Consider the following 22,493-nt stretch of genomic DNA (forward strand, 5'->3'; position numbering starts at 1 on the left):
GCACTCCGATGAATAAACTCTCTACAGCACCTTCGCTAACGGACGCCGGCTTGCTGCGCCCCAAATCCTACGAGCGCTACCTTTCCCTTGACGTACTCCGCGGCCTCACCATCGCGCTAATGGTGGTGGTAAACAACCCCGGCAGCTGGGGCAGCATTTATGCCCCTTTTAAGCATGCGGCATGGCACGGCTTCACGGTTACGGATCTGGTGTTTCCGTCTTTCCTGTTTGTGGTGGGCAATGCCATGAGCTTCAGCATGCGCAAATTCGAAACGCAGCCCGATAGCGTGTTTCTGCGCAAGGTCTTCAAGCGCACCGCCCTTATTTTCCTGATCGGCCTGTTTCTGAACCTCTTCCCCTTTGTGATACGTGACCCGGAAGGAGCCATTGTAATGAAGGACTTCACCGCCGTGCGCATTATGGGGGTACTGCAGCGCATCGCGCTTTGCTATTTCATCGCATCACTGGCTGTGCATTATCTCAAGTTCAGGGGCGCTGCCATTTTCAGTGTGATAGTACTGTTAGGCTATTGGGCCGTGATGTACTTCTTCGGAGACTCTGCCGACCCGTACAGCCTCGCTGGAAACGCTGCCCGCAAGTTCGACGACCTGATCATACCTGAAACCAACCTCTACAAAGGCTTCGGTATACCTTTCGACCCTGAAGGGTTACTAAGCACGCTGCCCGCCACCGTGAATGTGCTGGCTGGTTATTTCGCGGGTTTGTTCATCCAGAAAAATGGCAACAACCTAAGCACAGTCTTCAAGCTCAATCTGGCGGGCGCTGCACTGGTAGCCATTGCCTTCGTGTGGGACTTTGCCTTTCCGATCAACAAGCCGATCTGGACAAGTTCTTACGTGCTGCACTCGGTTGGCTTGAGCGTGATGCTAATTGCTGGGCTTATGCTGGTGATCGAAGTATTGGACTTTGTAAAGTGGTCTTATTTCTTTGAGGCCTTCGGTAAGAACCCGCTCTTCATTTTTGCCTTTGCTACGCTAGTCATCAAGCTACTTAACTTCATTCGCATTGGTGACATGAGTTTGCAGAAGTGGCTGTATACAAAATTTTTCCTAAGCTGGACAGAAGGGGAAGCCGCCTCACTCCTGTTTGCGCTGAGCTATATGCTGGTGATGTGGGTGATTGGCTTCTGGATGGATAAGCAGAAGATTTATGTAAAGGTGTGAACTGATACTTATAGAAATGAGAGCCTGTTCTCTGCAAAGGGGACAGGCTCTCATTTCTACCCCACCCCGGCCCTCCCCTAAAAACAGGGGAGGGAGTTGACTCGCAGAGGGTGGTCACCCCTACCTCTTTCAAAGGGGGACTCCTGTACTTGTATCCCCGTTATTTATAGAGTTAGTAACGGATTGATCTTACACTCTCCCTCTCCTGTTTTTAGGGGAGGGCTGGGGTGGGGTTGTCCTGAAAATCCTGTTTCTGACAACTATGTTTACAGAAAAAAATCTATATTTGATTTTTACAGATTAAACACGACCAGAATGCTTAAGGAAGAACGGCAGGCTTTTATCATAAAGCAGATCAATCTGCACAACAAGGTGCTTTCATCGGATTTGAGTTTAAAACTCAACGTGTCGGAAGATACGGTCAGAAGAGATTTGAACGAGCTGGCAGAAAGTGGCCAGATACTGAAGGTGCATGGTGGTGCTTTGTCAAAGTCCTTTCATTACCCGTTCAGCCAAACCGAGGTATACGCCAAGGAGTCCAAGAAAGAGATTGCGCGTAAGGTAATTGACCTCTTGAAAGATGGCATGAGTATACTGGTAGGCGGCGGCACAACCATGATCGAAGTGGCACGCATGATACCCGACACCCTGCGCTGCACCTTCTTTACCGTGAGTCCGCTGGTAGCGCTGGAACTGGCCGAACGCCCGAACATCAACGTGATTTTGCTAGGCGGACAGCTTTCCAAGAACTCCCACATCATGATTGGCGCACAGGTAGTCAACCAGCTCACCGAGATTAAAGTGGACCTCTGTATACTTGGCACTAACTCCCTCTCCGTAGAAGACGGCCTCACCGACTCTGACTGGGAAGTCGTGCAGGTAAAGAAAGCGATGATCCGCTCTGCTAAAAAAACCGCCATCATGAGCATTGCTGAAAAACTTGGCTCTGATCAGAATATGAAGGTATGCGACCTCAACTCGATTCATTATCTGATCACGGATTTGAAACCGGAGGATACGAGTTTAAGAGAGTATGCGGCGGTGATTGAGGTGGTGTAGTTGAATTGCTTAGCTAATACAGTTCAAGATGGAGGATACACTTCTGGGCTTCCTTACTTTATTTAAAATCTTAGTAGTTGTAATGGGTATAAGCCTTACATTTTGGAATCTAATACTAGGTTTACTAAGGCGAAATAGTGAACTCAAAAATAGGGGTTACAAAGCATTCTTTATAGCTTTTGTACTAATTGTAGCATTGTCAATTTTAGAGTTTTTCATGGTCAAATGATTGAGAGGGGAATTCTCTGTCTTTACTACGCAACAGGTATAAGCGCAGCATTATTTATTACAAACCACTGGCAGGTATAGCAATACAAACTCGCACGCTGGCAATGAAACAAATAGCTTTAGCCATGTGCACTCTTTGACGCTCCACTGTTTGAGCGTTCAGCGAGTTTGGAGCGTCTTGACTTTTTTGCCTACTTTTTTTGTCAAGAAAAAAAGTAGGTGCCCGCAGCATAGGCGAAACAACTGTCCGGCTGGCTAAGCCAAACTTTGAAACTAGTAAGGTGTTATACCTGAAATGATAGTTGCTATACCTACAAAAGTATCGGCTAAGCTTATACTTACACTTAGGCCAGAGGCCCCACTATAGCAGACACGAGCGTGGACGCCCGCGCCATACCTTTTACAAACACTCATCCAGCAAATAAACAATCGACTCGTAGTTACGACCAACCGCCTCCGTCATCGCCATTTCGCAAGTCTTGCCTGAAGAGTAATACCCGTCATATTCACGCTGTTTCACCTCGGCAGCTTCAGACGCTGTGGCGGAAGCAGTCAGCTCCGGCACTAGGAAACCACGGTCGCCGGCCATACCGCAGCAACCGGCGTGCATCGGCACGGTTACTTCCTCGGCCAGGTGCCTTGCTATACTTACAAAGCGACCCTCCAATCCCATTTTTTGTAAGGAGCAAACCGGGTGTAGCACCACGTTTGCTTTCTTGCGCAGCACGGTGGCTTTTGGCAGAATGAAGTCGGCGATGTAATCAATACTGTCGATAATCTGGATGGCATCGAACTTTTGCTTGTTCTCGGCGGTGAGCACGGGGCGGCAGCTTTGCAGGGTCTGGGTGCAGGAGGTGATGTCGAGCACCAGCGGCAGGCGACCTTTGTCGGTCCATTGCCATACCTTCTCTATTGTTTCGTTGGCAGTATGGGCGTAAGCCTGGCTATACCCTTTGGATGAGAAAATCTGTCCGCAACAGGCGCTTTTTACCTCCTCCGGAATCGTAAACTTCACTCCTACTTTATCCGACACGCTTTTAAACGTATCGATGATGTTCTTTTTGCCTGACTCGGCCGCTCCCATCGTGCGGGAAATGCAAGTCGGAAAATAGACCACGGATGCCTCCGATACAGGCGCTGTCGCATTTGCCATAGACTTGGCTATACCTGCCGCTGGGGCCAGTTGCTTTGTCCAGAGCGGGAAAGCCGGGATCATGTCTTTCACCTCCTCCGTCAGTCTGCCCAAGGTATTTGCACCCAGTACTTTGTTCACCCCTGCCCCTGCCTGTAAACCAAACTTCACCACCGAAGACACAGGCTTGAAGTTTTTGGCCACCAATAAAGCAACGTTATTAGCGAAGCCATTGTGGCTCTCGCGGCGCAAGCGTTTCACCAGGTCGCCTGTATTGATATCCACCGGACAGGCGGTGGCGCACAGGCCGTCCACGGCGCAGGTATCGAGGCCGTCATACTGGTATTGGTTTAGCAACTCTTTGTGCTGTTTCTTCTCTCCTTTTCGCTTTAGGTTAAGCAACTCACGGCGCACCACAATGCGCTGGCGTGGCGTGAGCGTGAGGTTACGACTCGGGCAATTGTGCTCGCAGAAGCCACATTCCATGCAGCGATCCACTTCCTCCTCCACCTTCGGCAGGGCTTTCAGGTTTTGGATGTGCGCATTCTGGTCGTGGTTGATAATCACGCCCGGGTTAAGTATGTTCTCTGGGTCGATCACCTGTTTGAGCGCCTTCATAATGCGGTATACCTCCGGACCCCATTCGGTCTCCACAAACGGCGCCATGTTTCGACCCGTACCGTGCTCGGCTTTCAGAGCGCCTTCATACTTCTTCACCACCAGTTTCACCACCTCTTTTAGGAAGCGGTCGTAGCGGGAAACTTCTTCCGGCGTGTCAAAAGCCTGCGTAACTACAAAGTGAATATTGCCGTCTTTGGCGTGACCGAAGATGATGGCGTTGCTATACCCGTGTTTGCGGAAAAGCTCCTGTAGGTCCAGAATGGCATCGCCGAGTTGGGCGACCGGTACGGCAATATCTTCGAGCAACACCGTAGTCCCGCTTGCTCGCACCGCACCTACGGCCGGGAACATGCCTTTGCGCACTTTCCACAGGAAAGCCTGTTCAATTGGGTCGGTCGTGAACACGGGTTGTTCCAGCAAGGCCAATTCCGGTGCTAGCGCCATGAATTTAAGGATTTTCTCCTGCACTTCTTCGTGCGTGTTCGACTGAAACTCCACCAGCAAAGCCGACGCCTTATCAGGCAAGGTCTTAATGACAGCCGGTACGCCCGCCATGTGCTCAATGGAGCGCAGCGAGGATCGGTCCATCAGTTCGACGGCCTCCGCGCCCGCTTTGGTTAGCGGCACGATGGCTTGGCAGGCGGCGTAGATGTCAGGGAAATACAGTAACGCCGTCGATTTGGCCGGGTAATCGGGTACGGTTTGCAACACCGCCTCAGCAATAAAGCCGAGTGTACCTTCCGCCCCGATGAGCAAATGCGCCATGATGTCCAGCGGGTGCTCGTAATCAATGAAGGCGTTGACGGAATAGCCAACGGTGTTCTTGGTTTTATACTTGTGCCGGATCAAGTAATGCAGTTCCGGTTTGTTGCGTATCTGTTGCTTGATCTTCTGCAGCGTAAGGTATAGCTCGGGGCACTCCTCGCTGAAACGCAGGTAGTCTATCTGCTTTTCAGTAGTGAAGCATTGACCGCCAGGCAGCACAAAGCTGATATACTTCGTGGTATGGTAGGAGTTCTTTTTCACACCGCAGCACATGCCACTGGCGTTGTTCGAGAGAATCCCGCCCATCATCGCCGAGTTGATACTGGCTGGGTCCGGACCAATCTTGCGCTTAAACGGACGCAGGTGCGCGTTCACAATTGCACCGATCACGCCGGGCTGCACCCGCACCTGTCTGCCCTCGTTTTCCACTTGTACCTTGTTCCAATACTGGCTCAAGTCAACCAGAATACCATCGGTAATGGATTGACCAGACAAGCTGGTACCCGCTGTGCGGAAGGTCAACGGTACTTTATGCTGGTGCGAAAATGCGAATAGTTGTTTAATCTCCTCCTCTGAAACAGGCTGCACCACGGCCTTGGGCCTCAGGTAGTAAAAGCCCGCGTCAGAAGCGTAGGACACGACATCGATCAGGCGTGCCCGGATGCGCGCTTTTGGCAAAATGCTCTCCAAAAGCAAAGCTGTATTCATAGAAGGTAAAATCTTAATAAGATGTCTGTTTAACTTTGCTACCTCTTTCGGCCTCTTCCAATGCGTCCATCATCATGCCACCACCCGGCTTGCTCGTTACGAGCAACAGGATAAAGGTAATCGCGGCATTCACCACAATCAGTTCAAAGCCCATCGCGTAGCCTGTCCAGTCAACAGAATTACTGTCAAACATGTAAGTCAGGAGTGGCGAGATGATGCAGATGTACGGCACCAGTTTGTCGGTCACGGCGCGTTTGTTGGCCATACCGAAAGCAAACAAGCCTAGCAACGGACCATAGGTATAGCCAGCCGCTTTGAAAATGGCGTTCACCACTGAGTCGTCGTTGATGATTTTAAACACGAGTATCACCAGCAGCATCACCACCGAGAAACCCACGTGCACTAAGTGACGGGTACGAATCAGTTTGATATCATCGTGGTTTGCTTTCTTGGTGAAGTTCAGGAAGTCCACGCAGAAAGACGTGGTAAGCGCAGTAAGCGCTGAGTCGGTTGTGGCGAAAGTAGCCGCTGTGAGACCGAGCATAAAGATGATGGCCGGAATCATGGCCATGTGGTTCAGGGCAATTTCCGGGAACAGGTGGTCTGGGGTTGCCAGCGCCGCTACGTCAATACCATTGGCCTCGGCATACATGTACAGCAAAGCGCCTACACTCAAAAAGAAAATATTGATCGACACGAAGACACCCGTAAAGGTGAGCATGTTCTTCTGCGCTTCGCCAATGTTTTTGCAGCTCAGGTTCTTCTGCATGAGGTCTTGGTCAAGGCCCGTCATGGCAATCGTTACGAAAATACCGCCGATGAAATGCTTCAGGAAGTGGCTCTTCGTGCCGAGGAAATCCTCCCAGAAGAACATCTTAGAGTACGAACTGTTTTTCACCGCCTCAAAGGTCTGCACCACGTTCAGGTCAAGGCTATTGGCGATGAAGATGATGGAAAAAATAACAGACCCGATGATAAAAACGGTCTGCAGCGTATCGGTAATCACAATTGTTTTAAGACCGCCTTTGTGGGTATAGAGCCAAATGAGCACCAAACAGATGGCCACTGTGGCTACAAACGGCACATCCCAAGCATCAAAAATAAAGCGCTGCAGCACGATGGCCACAAGGTATAAGCGGAAAGCCGAGCCAATGGTGCGTGATACCAAGAATATCATCGCCCCTGTTTTGTAACTCCAATAGCCGAATCGCTTCTCCAGATAGGTATAGATGGAGATGAGGTTCATGCGATAGTAGAGCGGCAGCAGCACAAAGGCGATCAGCACAAACCCGACCGTATTACCGAGTACGAACTGAAAATAGCCGAAACTACTGTTGATCACGGCCCCCGGCACCGAGATGAAGGTCACGCCCGACAAGGCAGTACCAATCATACCAAAGGCCACAAAGTACCACTTCGAGTTACGATTGGCGATAAAGAAACTGGAGTTGTCTGAGGCCCCTTTCGAGGTGAAGTAGGATATACCTATCAGCACCGCAAAATAGCCGATCAGGAAAGACAGAAGTACGATTGGAGACATAATACAATAAATTAACCATCAGCGGAGGAAAGTAAAGAGGTTCTCATTCATTACCCTTCCGAACCGCACATGATTGTAAGTTACACAGATTTGCCGAAATGAAGGCAATGTTACCAGTTTACACTACTTCGAAACCAGCACACTCGCCACCGCCTTCCGCACACTTCCATGCTTCTCCAGTAAAGCAGCAGCCGTTGACTCATCAGCACCCGTCTCCGCCATCACCATGCGTACACCGCGGTGATACAGCTTATGGTTAGTTAGCTGCATATCCACCATCTTGTTGCCCCGCACACGGCCAAGCTGAATCATGACCGTCGTGCTGAGCATATTGAGCACTAATTTCTGTGCGGTTCCGGCTTTCATGCGGGTACTGCCCGTTACGAACTCAGGGCCCACTACTACTTCCACTGGATATTGCGCTTCAGCAGCTACCGGGCTTCCGGTATTGCACACGATGCAGCCGGTAGCCAAGCCATACTCGTTGGCCATGCGCAGACCGCCGATCACGTATGGTGTCGTACCGGAAGCGGCTATACCTACGATCACATCATGCTCATCGAGGCCGTACTCTTTCAAGTCCTCCCAAGCCTGTTCCATGTCGTCTTCGGCAAATTCCACCGCTTTGCGGATAGCTGTGTCGCCACCGGCTATCAGGCCTACCACCATGTCATAGGGCACGCCAAAGGTCGGAGGGCACTCGGAAGCATCCACCACGCCCAACCGGCCGCTGGTGCCGGCGCCGATGTAGAACAGGCGGCCGCCTTTTTTCATGCGGTCTGCTACTACTTCAGCCAGCGCTTCTATTTGTGGGAGCGCCTTTTCAACTGCAAGGGGTACGCTTTTATCTTCTCGGTTGATGTTCTCCAGCACTTCCCTCACCGACATCTTTTCCAAGTTGTTATAGTTCGAGTCTTTCTCGGTTGTAATTTCCATTTTGTGTAAGTATAAATCCCTCTAAATCGATCGCTATACCGGTGTGGCTATACCTTATTTGTCAGGCATATACTCCAGGCAGGCGATCTTCCCATCCATCGTGCTCACAACTACCCTGTTTTTGCCAAGCGGCATCACCGGGTTCATGAGGCTGTTTGAACTTTTGTATTTCCAAAGCACCGCCCCACTCTGGCGGTCAACAGCGCTGACCATACCTGAATGCGAGGGTACTAATACTATTCCGTTATTTTCGATAATAGCCGACGGCGCCAGCTCGTAAGGCAACTGCAATTCTGATTTCCAATTTACTTGCAGGGCATTGGCCGTGGTGGAAACGCCGTATGCCTGCCCGTCCATCGTCTTCACATAGACCAGCTTGCCGTCCTCCGAAATGCCCATCGATTCGCGCACGCGCCCTTCTTTTAGTTGCTCGCGCCATATCACTTCGCCGGTGTTGGCATCCAGTGAGGTCATGAAGCGGTCGGGAGCTACGATGAAAATGCGGCCATTGGAAGCGACTGGGTAACAGGCGGCCGGTGAGAACATGCGGTTGCTAGAGCCATTGTTCCACTTCCAATCCAGCTGACCGGTTTTTGCGTCGAGGGCATAAAACTCGTTGCCCCAGCTGCCGAAGTATACCTTGCCTTGGTATAGCAAAGGTTTCGTTACCACGAAGTTGTTCACTTGATCAAAGTCCCACACCAGCTTGCCGTTTTTCAGATTGATTGCTCGGAAATGGCCGTCCGAAGCACCGATATAAACTGTAGCTTTTTCGATCAGCGGCGAGCCGAGCACCTGTCGGTTAGCCTTAAATTTCCAGACCAGCTTGCCCGTAGCGGCTGAGAGGCAGTAGATATTGTTATCCGAAGACCCCACCACTACATACCCCTTAGAGACAGCCGGTGTCGAGTAGATTTTGCCATTGGTACTATAAGTCCATTGGCGCTTTCCAGTCTTTTGGTCGAGTGCATAGATATCTCCACTTGTGTTGGTGGCAATCACCAGATTTTTGAACGTAGCGGTCCCTGCACCCACGTCGCTATCGTCTTGATATTCCCACACCAACTTCACGTTCGGGTATAAACCGTTCACCGCAAACGACGGACGATGGTGCTTCACCGAATCGTTGGCGAAATCGTGCTTCACTAGCGGCACTTCTATCCACTTTGGCAACGTCTCTATACCCGGCTTCCGAATCTCAAAACTGGCTTTCCCGTCAGCAAATGTCACGATGTTATACCCGCCTACCGGATCCTTGGCTCGCAGGTTGGAGCGACCCATCACGGCAGGTATTCCATCATAGCGGTACTCACGGTTGTTGTGGCCGTGGCCATGCAGGATGAGTTGGGTGTTTCGGGTACGCAGACGATCCGTTACGTCGTACCAGTTATTTAAAGAAGAGTCTTGGGGATAGTGATTCAGGAAAATAACCGGCATTTCCGGATCGGACATGTGGGTCAGCACTGAGTCGAGCCATACGATGTTCTCGCGCGGAATCTGCCCCGGCCCCATGCGCATGTTGGGCCCTGAGCCGGTACCGGCAAAAAGGTAGCCTTTGTGGGTAAAGGCAAACGTCTCCGTGCCGAATACCTCCCGAAAGCTGTTACCGCCGCTCTCTGACCAGTTGGAGTCATGGTTACCGGGCACGATGTACCATGGCTTCTTAAGCGTGTCGAAGATTTGCTTAGCCTGCTTGAGTTCTTCGTCAGAGCCAAATTCGGTGATATCGCCGGTTACGACCACAAACTCAAGATTGGGGTTAGCGTTGATGTCGGCGATGGTACGCTCGAGGTCTTCCTGAGCGGTGGGGTTGCTGATATGGGTGTCGGATACAAAGGCAAATTGAAAAGACTGGGCATGGGCTAAACTACACACCAGCACCAAAGCGATGATCGCTACATACCTCTGTATATTCATTTAATTATGGCGTATGTCAAACAAAAGAACCAATCAGGGCTATACCTGTTAATGTACCCATCTTGCCCACGCGGCCTTTGTTCGGAGAACTAGCGCAGAAAACCGCACAAAGTCGCATGAGCAAAACGAATACTGTCCCTTTATTTAAATAAAAATAGTAAACATCTGATTAAAGTTCAAAATATTTCGCATGTTTTTTATTTAAACCTGCAAAAAAACGCAAAATCTGTACTTTCATCTTTGAAATAAGCCCTGCCACTTATACCCATAGTGCTTACTCCTGCGCATTACTAAACTCGCTACTCCCCTCTAGTCAACTCCTTGAGTGCGGAAGTGTAGCTTTCAATATAATCAGGATCTGCACCTTGTAATTTAAATCAAGATAGTAACCCTCAGGTAATCTAGATAAGAGCAGTAGCAATACTTCGTGACTCCATAATGGAAGCATCCGACATTACCAGTGGAGTCAACCCCTAGTTAAGTTCCTAGAACAACTTCTTAAGATAATTATTAGTCAACTTCTTCTGATGAACATTCGAAGGCATGCTCTCATTCTTTAACCTGTCGATGGAGGTGACTACGTACTTATAGGTTTTGCCACGTTCAGCGGTTTTATCGAAGAAGGAATCCATCGCGTCATCAAAGCTGATCTTTACGATGTTCTTCGCATTCTCAAGGTTAATGGGCTCGTTCTCGTCGAAGCGGTATACTACAAAACCGTACACGTCTTCTTCCTGATCAGGGTAGTCCCATTTGATCTTGGCTTTGCGCAAACGGGGAAAAATAAACAGAAACTTATCCTCCCGCAGACTTAATGGCTTTGCCGGCTTGGCAGTACCCATCCAAGGCATCACCGGCTGCAGCGCCGGGTAGCGGTATAGGTCGTGCTGCAGCGAATCGCGGAAGCCGGCCAAGTTGTTGGTAAGGGAGCGGGAGCTGAAATACACACTGCCCTGTACCCGCGGATTATCGCGCAGGTAGCGCACTTGGTTAGGGAGCTGCTGCCGGTCACGCCAGCCATCGCGGTCTTCCATGGCGCGGTAAGCACCCTGCCCTATGTACACATGTTTGCCGTTGGCGTTGGCAGCCCACCAGTCGAGCAGTTTCTCATAAGGAGCCGGCGCATAGCCAAACGGGAAATACAGCTGTGGGTTAATATAGTCTACCCAGCCCTCCTGCACCCATTTGCGGGCATCGGCATACAGGGCGCTATACCCTGACAGACCGTTGCTCTCCGAACCCAGCGGATCCTGCGACTTGTTGCGCCAGATACCGAAGGGGCTGATACCGAACTTCACATGCTTTTTTTCAGCTTTGATGCTCTCGGAAAGGTCTTTGATGAGCTGATCCACATTGTGGCGGCGCCAGTCCTCTATGTTCTTATACCCTTGCGCATGTAGTTGGAAAGTAATTGAATCAGGCAGCAGTTCTTTACCCGGGTACGGGTAAAAATAATCGTCGAAGTGGATGCCGTCTACGTCGTAGTTGCGAACTACGTCCATGATCACATCCACGAGATAATGCCGCACCTCGGGCAGACCGGGGTTGAAGTACTGTTTCTCTCCATAGGTAAAGAACCAGTCGGGCTGCACGCGGGAGATATGCTCGGTGCTCACAAGCGAATCAACGAGACTGGTGGAAGCGCGGTATGGGTTGATCCAAGCGTGCAGCTCCATACCGCGCTTGTGGGCTTCCTCGATGGCAAACTCCAGCGGATCGTAAAACGGCTCAGGTATGGTACCCTGCTTGCCCGTTAGGAACATGCTCCACTGCTCCCGGCCCTTGGCATAGAAGGCGTCGGCTGAGGGGCGCACCTGCAGCATAACGGCGTTTATACCTGTTTTTTGGTGAGCGTCGAAAATATCGATCAGCTCCTGCATCTGCTGTTCGGAGTCTACGCCCTGCTTCGGTTTGGATGGCCAGTCGATGTTTTGCACGGTAGCGATCCAGACGCCTCTGAATTCGCGCTTAGGTGGTTCCTTGCTTTGCTGTGCATACAGACTTGCCGAGCTGAGCAGCATTGCAAGTAATAGGATCAAGTTTCTGTTCATTGTTCCGGTTAGGTATAAGGGTGGCATATAGTGAAAAACCCTCCGTCACTGCATGATCGAGAGGGTTTTTCTTATCTAATCATATTCAACTGGTAAACATTTTAAAACAGGCCTGCAAAGGCCCAGTGCACAGGGGGTGAATTAGTACTTTCTCCCCATTGCATCATTGGCGGCTTTCAACAGAGAGTTAGAACCGTTCGCATCTTGGTAGAACTCCCACATCATGAGGCCATTTGCTTCTTCTTTGGCAAACGCAGCCTTCTGCTTCACGGTCTCAGTGCCATTGTAGTAGTAGGTTGCTCCGTTGCTGTGCGTAAAGCTGTCTTCAGCCGGATTGGCCCCCGCCCACAGCAGATCGCGGTAGGTAATGGCAGCATTGGTGCTTATGTGTCTTCCATAGGCTGGCAAACCAAGTACAGCCTTCTCTTTAGGAAGACCTTTCTGCTTCCAGATATCCAAACTCACCTCCATCATTCTGTAAGAGGCGTGCTGGTTTGGATCTTCCGTATCCCAGCCTCTGCCATCGTACATCATGATGTTGAAGAAGTCGATATATTCCATGGATTCCTCAGCGATACCGTCGCGCACAGAGCCTGGGTACACAGCTGGTGTTACAGCCACGCTCACGAACTTGTGCCACTTGTGCAGCGAGTCAGACATCTCTTTCACGAGTGCGTTGAACGTGATGTTATTAGCTTTGGAAGCACGTGGGTACTCCCAGTCGAGATCGACTCCGTCTAAGTCGTTATCCAAAACAAATTTAAGCACATTTTTCACAAAGTTGGTACGGTAACCCGGATTAGCGGCCATAGCAGAGTAAGTACCCTCAGGTCCCGCCAATGAAATACCTACTTTCACACCGTTCTCACGCGCCACTTTCATTACTTGCTGGAAACGCTCCGGCTGATCAAGCGGCTTTAGGCTTCCGTCCACATTCGGGTACAGGAAGGCATAATTCAGATGGGTAATCATTTTATACTTGCCTACCTCTACTGAGTCCGGGTTGCGACCAGCGGGGAAGTAAGCCACTATTTTAAAGGAATTGTCTGCGGTATAAGCGCCTGCCGGAGGAGTTTTTGCTTCTACCGGCATATCGTCCGGCACCCAGTCAATCTCCTTTTCACAGCCCATCAAACCGAGCAGCGCTGGCACTAATAGATAAAAGATACGCTTCATGTTGCTATTCTTAATCGTTCCGCTTCCCGACTGGGAGGCGGAACGGGTTATACATTTATTTATGACAGGCTTATCTTCTCACGTGGTCGATGGCGATACCGTAAGGTATAAAACCCTTCACGAAGAACTCGGCGCTTCCTCCATTCAGTGGATAGCGTTTCACACCAGAGTTGCTGCCGTCGCCTACCACAACACCCGACGCGCTCACATCAGAGGCATCGCGGAAACCATAGTATAGGTAACCTGCACTGCCATCGTCCGGGTTTGTGTCAAGTGCCATATCTGTCACATAGGTCTGCTCATTGGCACCACCCTGCTCCGAAAAGCCAGCCAGATCATCGATCAGCTGAATATTCGTACCATCAATGTTACTTACATACAGGCCTTTATTCAGGCCGCCACCTGCAAAGTTCACAGCGAAGTAAATTTTGCCGTTTTGCGTATCGATCGCAAAACTTCTGAGGCGCACATCCTGCAGCGGCGTTATTGACTCTATAAACTGACCAGCCGTGTTGAACTTGTAAAGACCTCTACCGGCAGAACCATGCTTCGAGTACCATACGACACCATCAGCAACCTGTACATAGCCATCTAACCAACCGAATACTGATGTGGCACCGGCATGGGCAGCGGCAAGCGTAAACTTAGCAGCAGGGTATGGCGCTTCTCTGGAGGCGATTGGTGCGGAGAACACACCGTTTCGGCGGGTTACCCACCACACGTTGCCGTTCTGGTCTACTGACGAAGAGAAGGGGTCATTCTGATAGTCGCCTGTGCCGGATGTGATTGTGTATTCGTCCTGTCCGTTAAGGTCTGTTGTAAACACGCGGCCATCGGCTGCACCAGCGGCAGCAAATGACACGTTTGCACCCGCGTTTGACATGACAACACGGTTGTTGTAAACACTCACACCAAGTGGATGCTGGCCAATATTCACTGGCAATTGCATCGGCTGGCTTTCCTGTGCCTGTGTGAAGCGCTGCTTATAGAGACGGCCCGTGCGCACATCCGTAAAGTAAATCGTCTTCACGAGTTCGCCTTTCACAACAGCGGCAGCCGTAGTTGTGATTGTCTCCTGTCCGTCGTTGATGGTAAGGGTAACGGTATAAGTACCCGCATCTTCAAACACGACTGTCGGACGGGCTTCTGTAGATACTACACCATTGCCGAAGTCCCACTCGTAAGTCACTGCCTGCCCCGGATACTGGAACACCTCAGCACTAAACTCCACATCCTGTCTGAACAGAATATTTTCAGGCACAATAATACGTGGCTGCAACTTGAGCACCTCAACAGTCTTTGTAAGTGAGTCAACTGTCCCGCCCTGCTTTGCGATTACACGCACTTTGTAGGTGCCCGGCAGTTCGTACACAATGGTGTCTGGCACCACACCTGTGCTCTTGCTCACATCCTGTATTCCATCAGCTGTCAGGGCTTTTCCTCCCGGAAACTCCCATTCGAAGCTTTCGCCATACTTAGAGCGGTTGGTCAATACCACTTTGGCAGGTGCGTAAATCGGGCCTTCAGGAAAATCGAAGTTCGCCAAGAACTCGCCATCAGGGGCGATGGTGGTGATATCATCCTTATCACAGCTTACCGCCGTGAAAAGCATTATCATCAAAAAGAATAGTCTATATAGTTTCATACCTTCTGCTTAGTAAGTCGTTTTAAACTCGCTGCTTGTCTGGGCTGACACGCCGGAGTCGGTTGTTACCCGTGCCGTTACGATAGAGCCCAGCGCACCTTCTTTTCTGATTGTCTTAAAGCCCTTCTCGATCAGAAGCGCCTTGCTCAGGTTATCTTGCAAGTAGGCTCTTCCCTCTGCTGAGATACCCGTGCGCGTGGTACCAGACATGGTAAAGTGGCTGTCCGGCGCTTCCGGGAACAGGTTGTTGTATTCCGCCACAGAGATGGCATAAGACAGCTGGTTCAGCAGAATGCTGTAGGCCTCAGCCGGCAACTGGTTCAGCAGCTCCTCGCCTTCAGCGCTATAGGTACCGCCTTCTGGCTTAAAGTGGGTATAGTCTGCCTGCACCACGTAGTCGTTTGTGCTCGTCACGAAGTAGTCGTTCAGCGTTTTGCCGCCCTCAGGCACGCTTCTCCAAGCTGTGTTCTTGGCGATCGTATCCGTCACTACCATCAGCGGGTCGGTTTCGCTCCAAGTCTGCAGCTTGGTGGTCTCCAGTTCAAAGTACACCCCGAAGTCCTCGTACAGCTTGTGCAGAAGTTCGATCTTCGCAATTTTATCATTGCGCTGCCACGTGCTTACCGTGAAGGTAACTGTGTCGCCCAGCTCAGGATTGCGGTTGCTTAAAGACATGCGCACTTCCGGTCTATACTCGTCCGTGTATTTTCCCAGCATTTCGATAGGCTCGTCCTTCTCGCAGGCCACGAGCGACAGGGCAGCCACCGGAATCAAAAATAATCTATATAGTTTCGTCATTTCTCAGAAATTTTAAAGCGATGAATTCTCAAAAACCCACATTGGTTTAGTCACCCAATCGCGCGCCGTGGCACCCAATCGCGCTACTTCCTGCGGGTTGTAGATGTACTCTGTCTGCGGGTCGTATGGCAGGCGCTGGATCCAGCGACCGGCGAACTCAGGCAGTACGTTGGAAGGATATTCGATACCCGGGTATGCTGTTGCTTGGTACTGGTATCTTCTCATGTCCACCCAAGCCTCCGGCTGCAGGTATAGCGCAATGTACTTCTGTGTCATGATGTCGCTGATCTGCAGCTCGGCAGCCGTTTTCTTCACCTTAGGTGAAGCCATGTAATTGTTCAGGCTGTCCTGTGGCACGTTCAGGCGCTGCATGTTCGTGGTGATACCCTCTCGGTAGGCCTCAAAAGCTGTTCCTTTGTCACCTTTATGGAAAGCTGCCTCTGCTTTGATGAAAAGAAGCTCCTCTTTCAGCATGTAAGGAAGTGGGGAGTTATCAGATGTCCAGTAGCCGTTGTAAAGGTTAGGAAAGTCATCCATTACCTTGCCTTCTAAGCCACGCGATACGACAGCACCTTGGTACACATTGTTCTTACCCGGCGTCATGAGCTTGTACACACGCGGGTCACGCTTGATGTTCGGCTCATTCACGATCAGGTAGTTCATAAAGAAAGTGGTCGGCACCGTGTTGTCCAGCATGTTTACCACATCGGCGAAGTTCCACTGCGGGCTAGCCTTAGCAGGCCCCCACATGTTGCGCTCCCAGTCACGCTGCGGATTGGAGCTGTAGTTGTAGATCGGATCTCTCCAATTGTTCAGAGCCAGATTCACGTGGTTCAGCACATTGTCGTAACCATTGTTGAAGCTGGCAGTGTGTAGGTACATGCGCGCCTTCAGGCCATTCGCAAAAGCCACCCACTTACCCAAGTCACCTTGGTAGATCAGGTCAGAGGCTGCATTCATGGTACGCGCCTCAGCACCACTGCGCTCAATGTCGGCTATACCTTCGTCAAGCAGGCGGGCCACCTCTTCGTACACATACTCTTGCGTATCGTACAGTGGGCTAAAGTCACCTGTATAAGCTTCCTTAACCGGCATTTCGCCAAAAGAAGAAGTTGCAGTCAGGTAGGAGAAGCCGAGCATGATCTTGGCCACACCCATGTAGTTAGCAGAGTTTTCTAACTCAGCACGGTCAATCAGACCAATTGCGTTGCTTCCCACATCAAAGTAGTGCCAGCGCCAAGCACCGAGACGGGTGATTTGGTTGTAGTCCCAGCGGTCTTCAATGGCACGCGTTCCATACCTGCTCGTCAGGTACATGGAGTGATAAGAAGAGAAGCGGGCATGGGAATAGATGTGGTAGGCCATGTTTCCCTGAATGCCCGGCAGCATGAGGTTGGCCGAGGTGGTAACAGGCTGTACCGGGTTCGTATTGATGTCGAGCTTGTCCTCACAGCTCATCAGCGCCATCAACAACACCGGAAGTATATAAAATATGCGTTTCATATCTGAATGTGTTCTTAGTCTATTGGAAATACTAGAATCCTACTGTGATACCGAATGAGTAAGACTTAGCCAGCGGGATAGCACCGAAGTCTACACCCATTGTACTGCCACCCTCGGCTCCACCGGCGTTAGGACCGGCACTGTTCACTTCCGGATCGCCTCCAGAATAGTTGGTGAATAGAAGCGGGTTCTGAGCGGAAAGCTCCAATCCTACCTTGCCTACCTTCGCTAAGCTGGTCAAGTGAGAAGGCAGCGTATAGTTCAGCGTCACGTGGCGCAGTCTGGCCCAGTTCACTCGCTCCACGAAGTTGGTTCCTACGGCAGTGTAGTTTGTAGCGAAGTAGTTGTAGTCCAGCACTACCGTCTTGGTGTTCTTGCTGTAGCTTCCATCGCCGTTGTCAACCACGCCGTTGAACACGAACTCACGGTCTCTCCATTGGCCTACATCCTCCGAAATACCGTTAGAGATCATACCCAGACGTGTTGCGTTATATACATCGCCGCCGAAACGGAAGTCCCACAGGAAGGAAAGCGAAAGGCTCTTGTAGTTCATTCTGTTCAGGAATCCAAAGTTCAGTTTCGGCTCTCTGTTGCCGATGTACTGCTGCCTGTCAGCAGAGTTAATCACCGGATAACCATTTTCACCGATGACCATGTAGCCGTCTTCGTTGCGCAGGTAGTCTGTGCCTACTATACCCAGCACTGGCTGGTCGAGGGCAGAGGCGGCAATGGCCGACGAGTAAGGCTGACCAAAGGTATAAGGGAACACGCGCACTTGGTCCGGCAGCTCGAGCATGCGGGATTTGTTTTTCCAAGTATTCAATGTTACGTTCCAGCTGAAGTCACCGACCTGCACTGGCGTACCGCCTATGGAAATCTCGAAACCTTTGTTGCGGATGCTACCTGCGTTAAAGGTCTGGATAACATAACCTGTCGTGAGCGGCACTCTGGCTCTGATGATCTGGTCTTCGCTCATGGCATCGTACAAAGTGGCGTCGATGCTCAATCTGCTGTCGAAGAATCTGAACTCAGCACCGAGTTCTTTCTCGGTGGTAGTTTCTGGCTTCAGGTTAGGGTTACCGGCTGTTGCGTCTTTCACGAAGCCGCCGCCTATACCCGGATATTTGATCAGGTTGGCATCAGTGCTGTAGATCGGGGCGTCCTTACCTACCTGTGCGTAGCTGGCGCGAAGCTTACCGTACCAGCTCTGAGACGGCAGCAGCTCAGAGAAAGCGAAGCTGGCGCCATAGGAAGAGTAGTAGAAAGATCTGTTGTCGCGAGGAAGCGTGGAGCTCCAATCGTTACGACCAGTGTAGTTCAAACTCACAAGGTTTTTGTACTCCAACTTGAAGTCGCCATACGCGGCATAACGTCTGCGGCGCGGGTTACCTTCGCTTGTCACGATGTTGATCGGCTCGATTACGTTGACACTGTGGATGTCCGGGTTTTGGAAACGCTCACCGGAGATGGCATTGGTCTGCGCCTCATAGTACTCTTGGCTTGTACCCAAGATAACCGTGGCGTGGAAATCGTTCAGGAAAGATTTGCTTATAGTCGTATTCAGGATGGAGGTTGTGTTCACAAAGTTGCCCTTGCTCTCGTACAATCTGCCTTCCCAACTTCCCGGAGTACCCGGAATGTATACATAACCGTAGTCTTGGTTGTAGTAGTCCTGACCCAATCGGTAAGACACGTTCAGCCACTCTGTCGGATTGTAGTTCAAGAGACCGTTCAGCACGATGCGGCGCGTCTGGGTGTTGCGCGGGTTGCGCATCACGTTCCACATTGGGGAGATAATGGCTACGTCGTCAATCGCCACATCAGGCGTCTGGTTGTCGTAGTAGTACTCGTAGTTCGGAGCACCGTTCGGGTACTGGTAGTTACGGATGTCGTAACGCAGTGGATAGCGGTAAATACTATTCGCCCAACCACCTGAACCAGAGCCGATCAGACCCTCCTGAATTGTATTGTCGATGTAGTTAGCTGAAGTTGTCAGTTCAAGTTTCTTAGAAAGCTTGGCAGAGCCTTTGATCAACAAAGAAAGACGCTCACTCTCTGTGTTCGGGATAGTGGCTGTACCGCCACGGTAGTTACCGGACACATAGTAGTTATAGTTTTCCGTTCCGCCGTTCACGTTAAAGTTCACGTCGTTCACTACACCCGTCTGGAAGAAACGGGAAGGGTTGTCATAAATCAGCTCATCGCTGCGGAATTTTCTACCCCAGTTCGACGTGGTGCTTGGGTCGTATATACCGCCAAAACCAGAGGTATACAGTTTCTGCTGCTCAGGCAGGCGTCCCACTGTCTCTACAAAAGACCGTACAGAGGCATTGATCGCCATTTTGCCAGCCTTGCCTTTTTTAGTCGTGATGATGATGGCGCCCGAAGCGGCGTCGATACCATAAAGCGCCGATGCGGCGGCACCTTTCAGCACGGTAATATTGTCAACGTCCTCAGGGTTAAAGTCAGCCAGACGGTTTACTGTGCCGTTGGTAGAGGCATTACTCACACGGATACCGTCCACGATAATAAGCGGCTGGTTGTCTCCTGTCAGGGAAGAAACACCACGTAGTACGATTTCAGAAGGAAGGCCGGGCGAACCACCGGAAGAAGAGATCTGCGCACCGGCGATCTGGCCTTGCAGGGAGTTCACGATGTTCGCCTGATTAGAGCTGCGCAGGTCCTCACCCTGAATATTCTGTATGGAATAAGTCAGTGTTCTTCTATCACGCTCAATACCGAGGGCGGTCACCACCACCTCACCCAGACTCTGAGCGTCATCTTCGAGGGCCACATCAATGGTAGTGGCGTCTCCGACTGTCCGCTCCACCGGCTTCATACCGATAAATCGGAATACAAGCACATCTTCTGGGCTGGCTTGGATTTGATAAGCACCATTTGGGTCGGTGGCAGTACCTCGCGATGTTCCCTTAACAACAACCGAAACCCCCGGAAGAGCGGAGTTATCGGATGTAGCGGTCACTGTTCCACTCACCGTAGTGCCTTGAGCGGCACTTTGGAAATGAACCAGCAGAAAACAGACCACCCATAACAGGCAGTAACGTATTTGTTTTATCATAACAGCGTGGCTATTGGTTAAGATTATTGTGAGAAAAACTATTTGAATTCTTTTTAAAAACTGCAATGTCTCAAGCAAACAGTCACTTATAAAAGAGTAAGCTGTTATGTATACACGGAGTGCATCTATACGCCCCCTGTTATGCACCAACTCATTGACTGCGGAATCAACTCCTCCTGCTTAGCAAACTCATCAACTACACTTTCGATGTCTAACACTTGATTTCCAACAGCTATCTCTCTGTTCCACAACACGATACTGCCCGTCAACACTGCATGAACCTGCATGTTTATACTTGAGTCATGCGTTTTCACACAATAAAGTAAAGAATTTTAGACCTTTAACTCCAAAATTTCTGCTCATTATTTTGCGAAATCCGCAAAAACATGCATTAAACCAACTTAATAATTGCCAATTTGTCAACTAAGGCAAAAAAATAAGGGCAGGTACAGCTTGCGCCATACCTGCCCTCACGAACTTGAGTCTAGGGTCTACCCTACCAGAAAATAATGTAGATAGCCGCCAGCGCCAGCACGATAGCAAAAGAAGCTACGTTGAAAATCATATCGGTTTTGAACAGAGCCCTGTCATATTGAATCGGATTAGCTGGCACGATGCCCCGCACTCTGTTTTCGTAGAGCGAGTACACGATCATAAGCGTGGCCAGCAACAGGAATACAATGCCCATCTGGTCAAGGAAAGGCATAGCCGGGAACAGCTGGTCGATAAAGATACTGAATGGTACCGAAGCGATGGCCGTAGCCAAGGCAGCATTTGAAGTGGCTTTTTTCCAGAACAGACCAAACACGAACAGCACCACGATACCCGGGCTCACATAGCCGGTATACTTCTGGATAAACTGGAAGATCTGCTCCTCTCCGCCCAGTAGTGGCTCGGCCACCAGCACGGCAATCGTTACAGCCGCCAAACTCACCAGTCTGCCAATAATCACGAGCTGCTTCTCGTTGGCGTCCGGCTTCAAGTGGGCTTTGTAAATGTCCATAGTAAAGATGGTCGCCGTGGAGTTCATCATAGAACTGAGCGAAGACAGGGCCGCCGCCATCAGTGCCGCAAAGGCCAACCCTTTCAGGCCAGTTGGCACCAAGGTGTTCAGCAACCATGGATAAGCTTCGTCGTAACGGCTGATCTCGGCGTTGAGGGCAAAGGCGGCTATACCTGGAATTACCACCACCAACGGAATAAGCAGTTTCAGGAAAGCGGCGAATACCAGACCCCACTGCACTTCTTTCAAGCTTTTGGCCGCCAAGGCGCGCTGCACGATGTACTGGTTAAAGCCCCAGTAGCTGATGTTGGCGATCCACATACCACCGAACAGTACCGTCATACCCGGCAGGTCTTTGTAAAAGGGATTCTCCTCCGAAAGAATCATGTCAAACTTCTCCGGAGCCTTCGCCAGCAGCATGCCCATACCGCGCATCGGCCCTTCGCCTCCACTTACAGCATCCAAAGCCAAGTAGGTAGTTACTAAACCACCCATTATCAGAAACACCACTTGAATTACGTCGGTCCAAGCCACGGCCTTCAGACCACCGTAAATTGAATAGGAAACAGCCACTACAGCGAGGCCTACAATAGCCCACATCGTACTCACACCGAATACCACGCTCAAAGCCAGCGCCGACAGGTATAGCACGGTGGTCAGGTTCACGAAAATGTAGAGCATGATCCAGAAAATGGCCAAGCTTGTGCGGATGCGGTCGTCGTAGCGCAGCTTCAGGAACTGCGGCATCGTGAAAATCCCTTCCTTAATATAAATTGGCAGGAAGAACTTAGCCACGATGATGAGCGTGGCCGCCGCCATAAACTCGTAACTGGCGATGCCCAGACCGATGGCAAAGCCCGAGCCAGACATACCTATGAACTGCTCCGCTGAAATGTTGGAGGCGATGAGTGAGGCGCCTATCGCCCACCAAGGCAGCGACTTACTGGCTAAGAAGTAGTCGGTTGAGTTTTTGATGTGTCCTTTTTTCTCGCGGGACACCCAAATACCCACCGCGATGATGAGCACGCAATAGCCAATGAAAATGGCAAAGTCAAGAGTAGAAAAATTCATTACACAGTTATTTAGAATAGCTAATATATAGTATATGTTTTTAATTAAAGAGTCTATAGCCTGATTATTTTAAAATA

At 50.6% G+C, this 22,493-nt stretch carries 13 protein-coding genes; 2 read left to right on the forward strand and 11 right to left on the reverse strand.

The genetic code is table 11. From position 1 onward, the window contains the following. The first annotated feature begins 8 nt into the window (after window positions 1-8). Complete coding sequence (locus Q1A04_RS07300; protein WP_299703233.1) at window positions 9-1,184, forward strand: DUF5009 domain-containing protein; 1,176 nt, start codon at window positions 9-11, stop codon at window positions 1,182-1,184. Window positions 1,185-1,499: 315 nt separating this feature from the next. Beyond that, entirely contained in the window at window positions 1,500-2,243 is a 744-nt protein-coding gene (locus Q1A04_RS07305) for a DeoR/GlpR family DNA-binding transcription regulator (protein WP_299703236.1), read from the forward strand. 628 nt (window positions 2,244-2,871) lie between these two features. On the opposite strand, the gene Q1A04_RS07310 is transcribed toward Q1A04_RS07305, so the two are convergent. The 11 genes from Q1A04_RS07310 to Q1A04_RS07360 form a co-directional block, all read right to left on the reverse strand. Next, window positions 2,872-5,697: an FAD-binding and (Fe-S)-binding domain-containing protein gene (locus Q1A04_RS07310; RefSeq protein WP_299703239.1), complete on the reverse strand. Its 2,826-nt coding sequence runs from the start codon at window positions 5,695-5,697 to the stop codon at window positions 2,872-2,874. A 13-nt stretch (window positions 5,698-5,710) separates the two neighbouring features. Then, complete coding sequence (locus Q1A04_RS07315) at window positions 5,711-7,237, reverse strand: sodium:solute symporter (RefSeq protein ID WP_299703242.1); 1,527 nt, start codon at window positions 7,235-7,237, stop codon at window positions 5,711-5,713. A gap of 123 nt (window positions 7,238-7,360) precedes the next feature. Continuing rightward, entirely contained in the window at window positions 7,361-8,173 is an 813-nt protein-coding gene (murQ, locus tag Q1A04_RS07320) for an N-acetylmuramic acid 6-phosphate etherase (RefSeq protein WP_299703245.1), read from the reverse strand. Between the two features lie 54 nt (window positions 8,174-8,227). Then, the gene (locus Q1A04_RS07325) at window positions 8,228-10,090 is read right to left on the reverse strand and encodes a PQQ-binding-like beta-propeller repeat protein (protein ID WP_299703248.1); all 1,863 of its coding nucleotides are present in this window, start codon (window positions 10,088-10,090) and stop codon (window positions 8,228-8,230) included. A gap of 485 nt (window positions 10,091-10,575) precedes the next feature. Next, on the reverse strand, window positions 10,576-12,141 hold the full coding sequence (locus Q1A04_RS07330; protein WP_299703251.1) for a family 10 glycosylhydrolase: 1,566 nt from the start codon (window positions 12,139-12,141) through the stop codon (window positions 10,576-10,578). Between the two features lie 141 nt (window positions 12,142-12,282). Next, window positions 12,283-13,317, reverse strand: a complete 1,035-nt coding sequence (locus Q1A04_RS07335; protein WP_299703254.1) for a glycosyl hydrolase family 18 protein — start codon at window positions 13,315-13,317, stop codon at window positions 12,283-12,285. Window positions 13,318-13,387: 70 nt separating this feature from the next. Beyond that, window positions 13,388-14,962, reverse strand: coding sequence for a PKD domain-containing protein (locus Q1A04_RS07340; protein WP_299703257.1), 1,575 nt, complete (start codon window positions 14,960-14,962; stop codon window positions 13,388-13,390). A 9-nt stretch (window positions 14,963-14,971) separates the two neighbouring features. Then, window positions 14,972-15,760 carry a hypothetical protein gene (locus Q1A04_RS07345; protein ID WP_299703259.1) on the reverse strand — a complete coding sequence of 263 codons (789 nt, stop codon included), beginning with the start codon at window positions 15,758-15,760 and terminating at the stop codon, window positions 14,972-14,974. A 12-nt stretch (window positions 15,761-15,772) separates the two neighbouring features. Continuing rightward, window positions 15,773-17,263: a SusD/RagB family nutrient-binding outer membrane lipoprotein gene (locus Q1A04_RS07350; RefSeq protein WP_299703262.1), complete on the reverse strand. Its 1,491-nt coding sequence runs from the start codon at window positions 17,261-17,263 to the stop codon at window positions 15,773-15,775. A 31-nt stretch (window positions 17,264-17,294) separates the two neighbouring features. After that, the gene (locus Q1A04_RS07355) at window positions 17,295-20,342 is read right to left on the reverse strand and encodes a SusC/RagA family TonB-linked outer membrane protein (protein ID WP_299703265.1); all 3,048 of its coding nucleotides are present in this window, start codon (window positions 20,340-20,342) and stop codon (window positions 17,295-17,297) included. Between the two features lie 496 nt (window positions 20,343-20,838). Beyond that, window positions 20,839-22,416, reverse strand: a complete 1,578-nt coding sequence (locus tag Q1A04_RS07360) for a sodium/sugar symporter (RefSeq protein ID WP_299703268.1) — start codon at window positions 22,414-22,416, stop codon at window positions 20,839-20,841. Window positions 22,417-22,493 lie beyond the last annotated feature (77 nt).

The organism is uncultured Pontibacter sp., assembly GCF_947499215.1.
Lineage (GTDB): Bacteria > Bacteroidota > Bacteroidia > Cytophagales > Hymenobacteraceae > Pontibacter.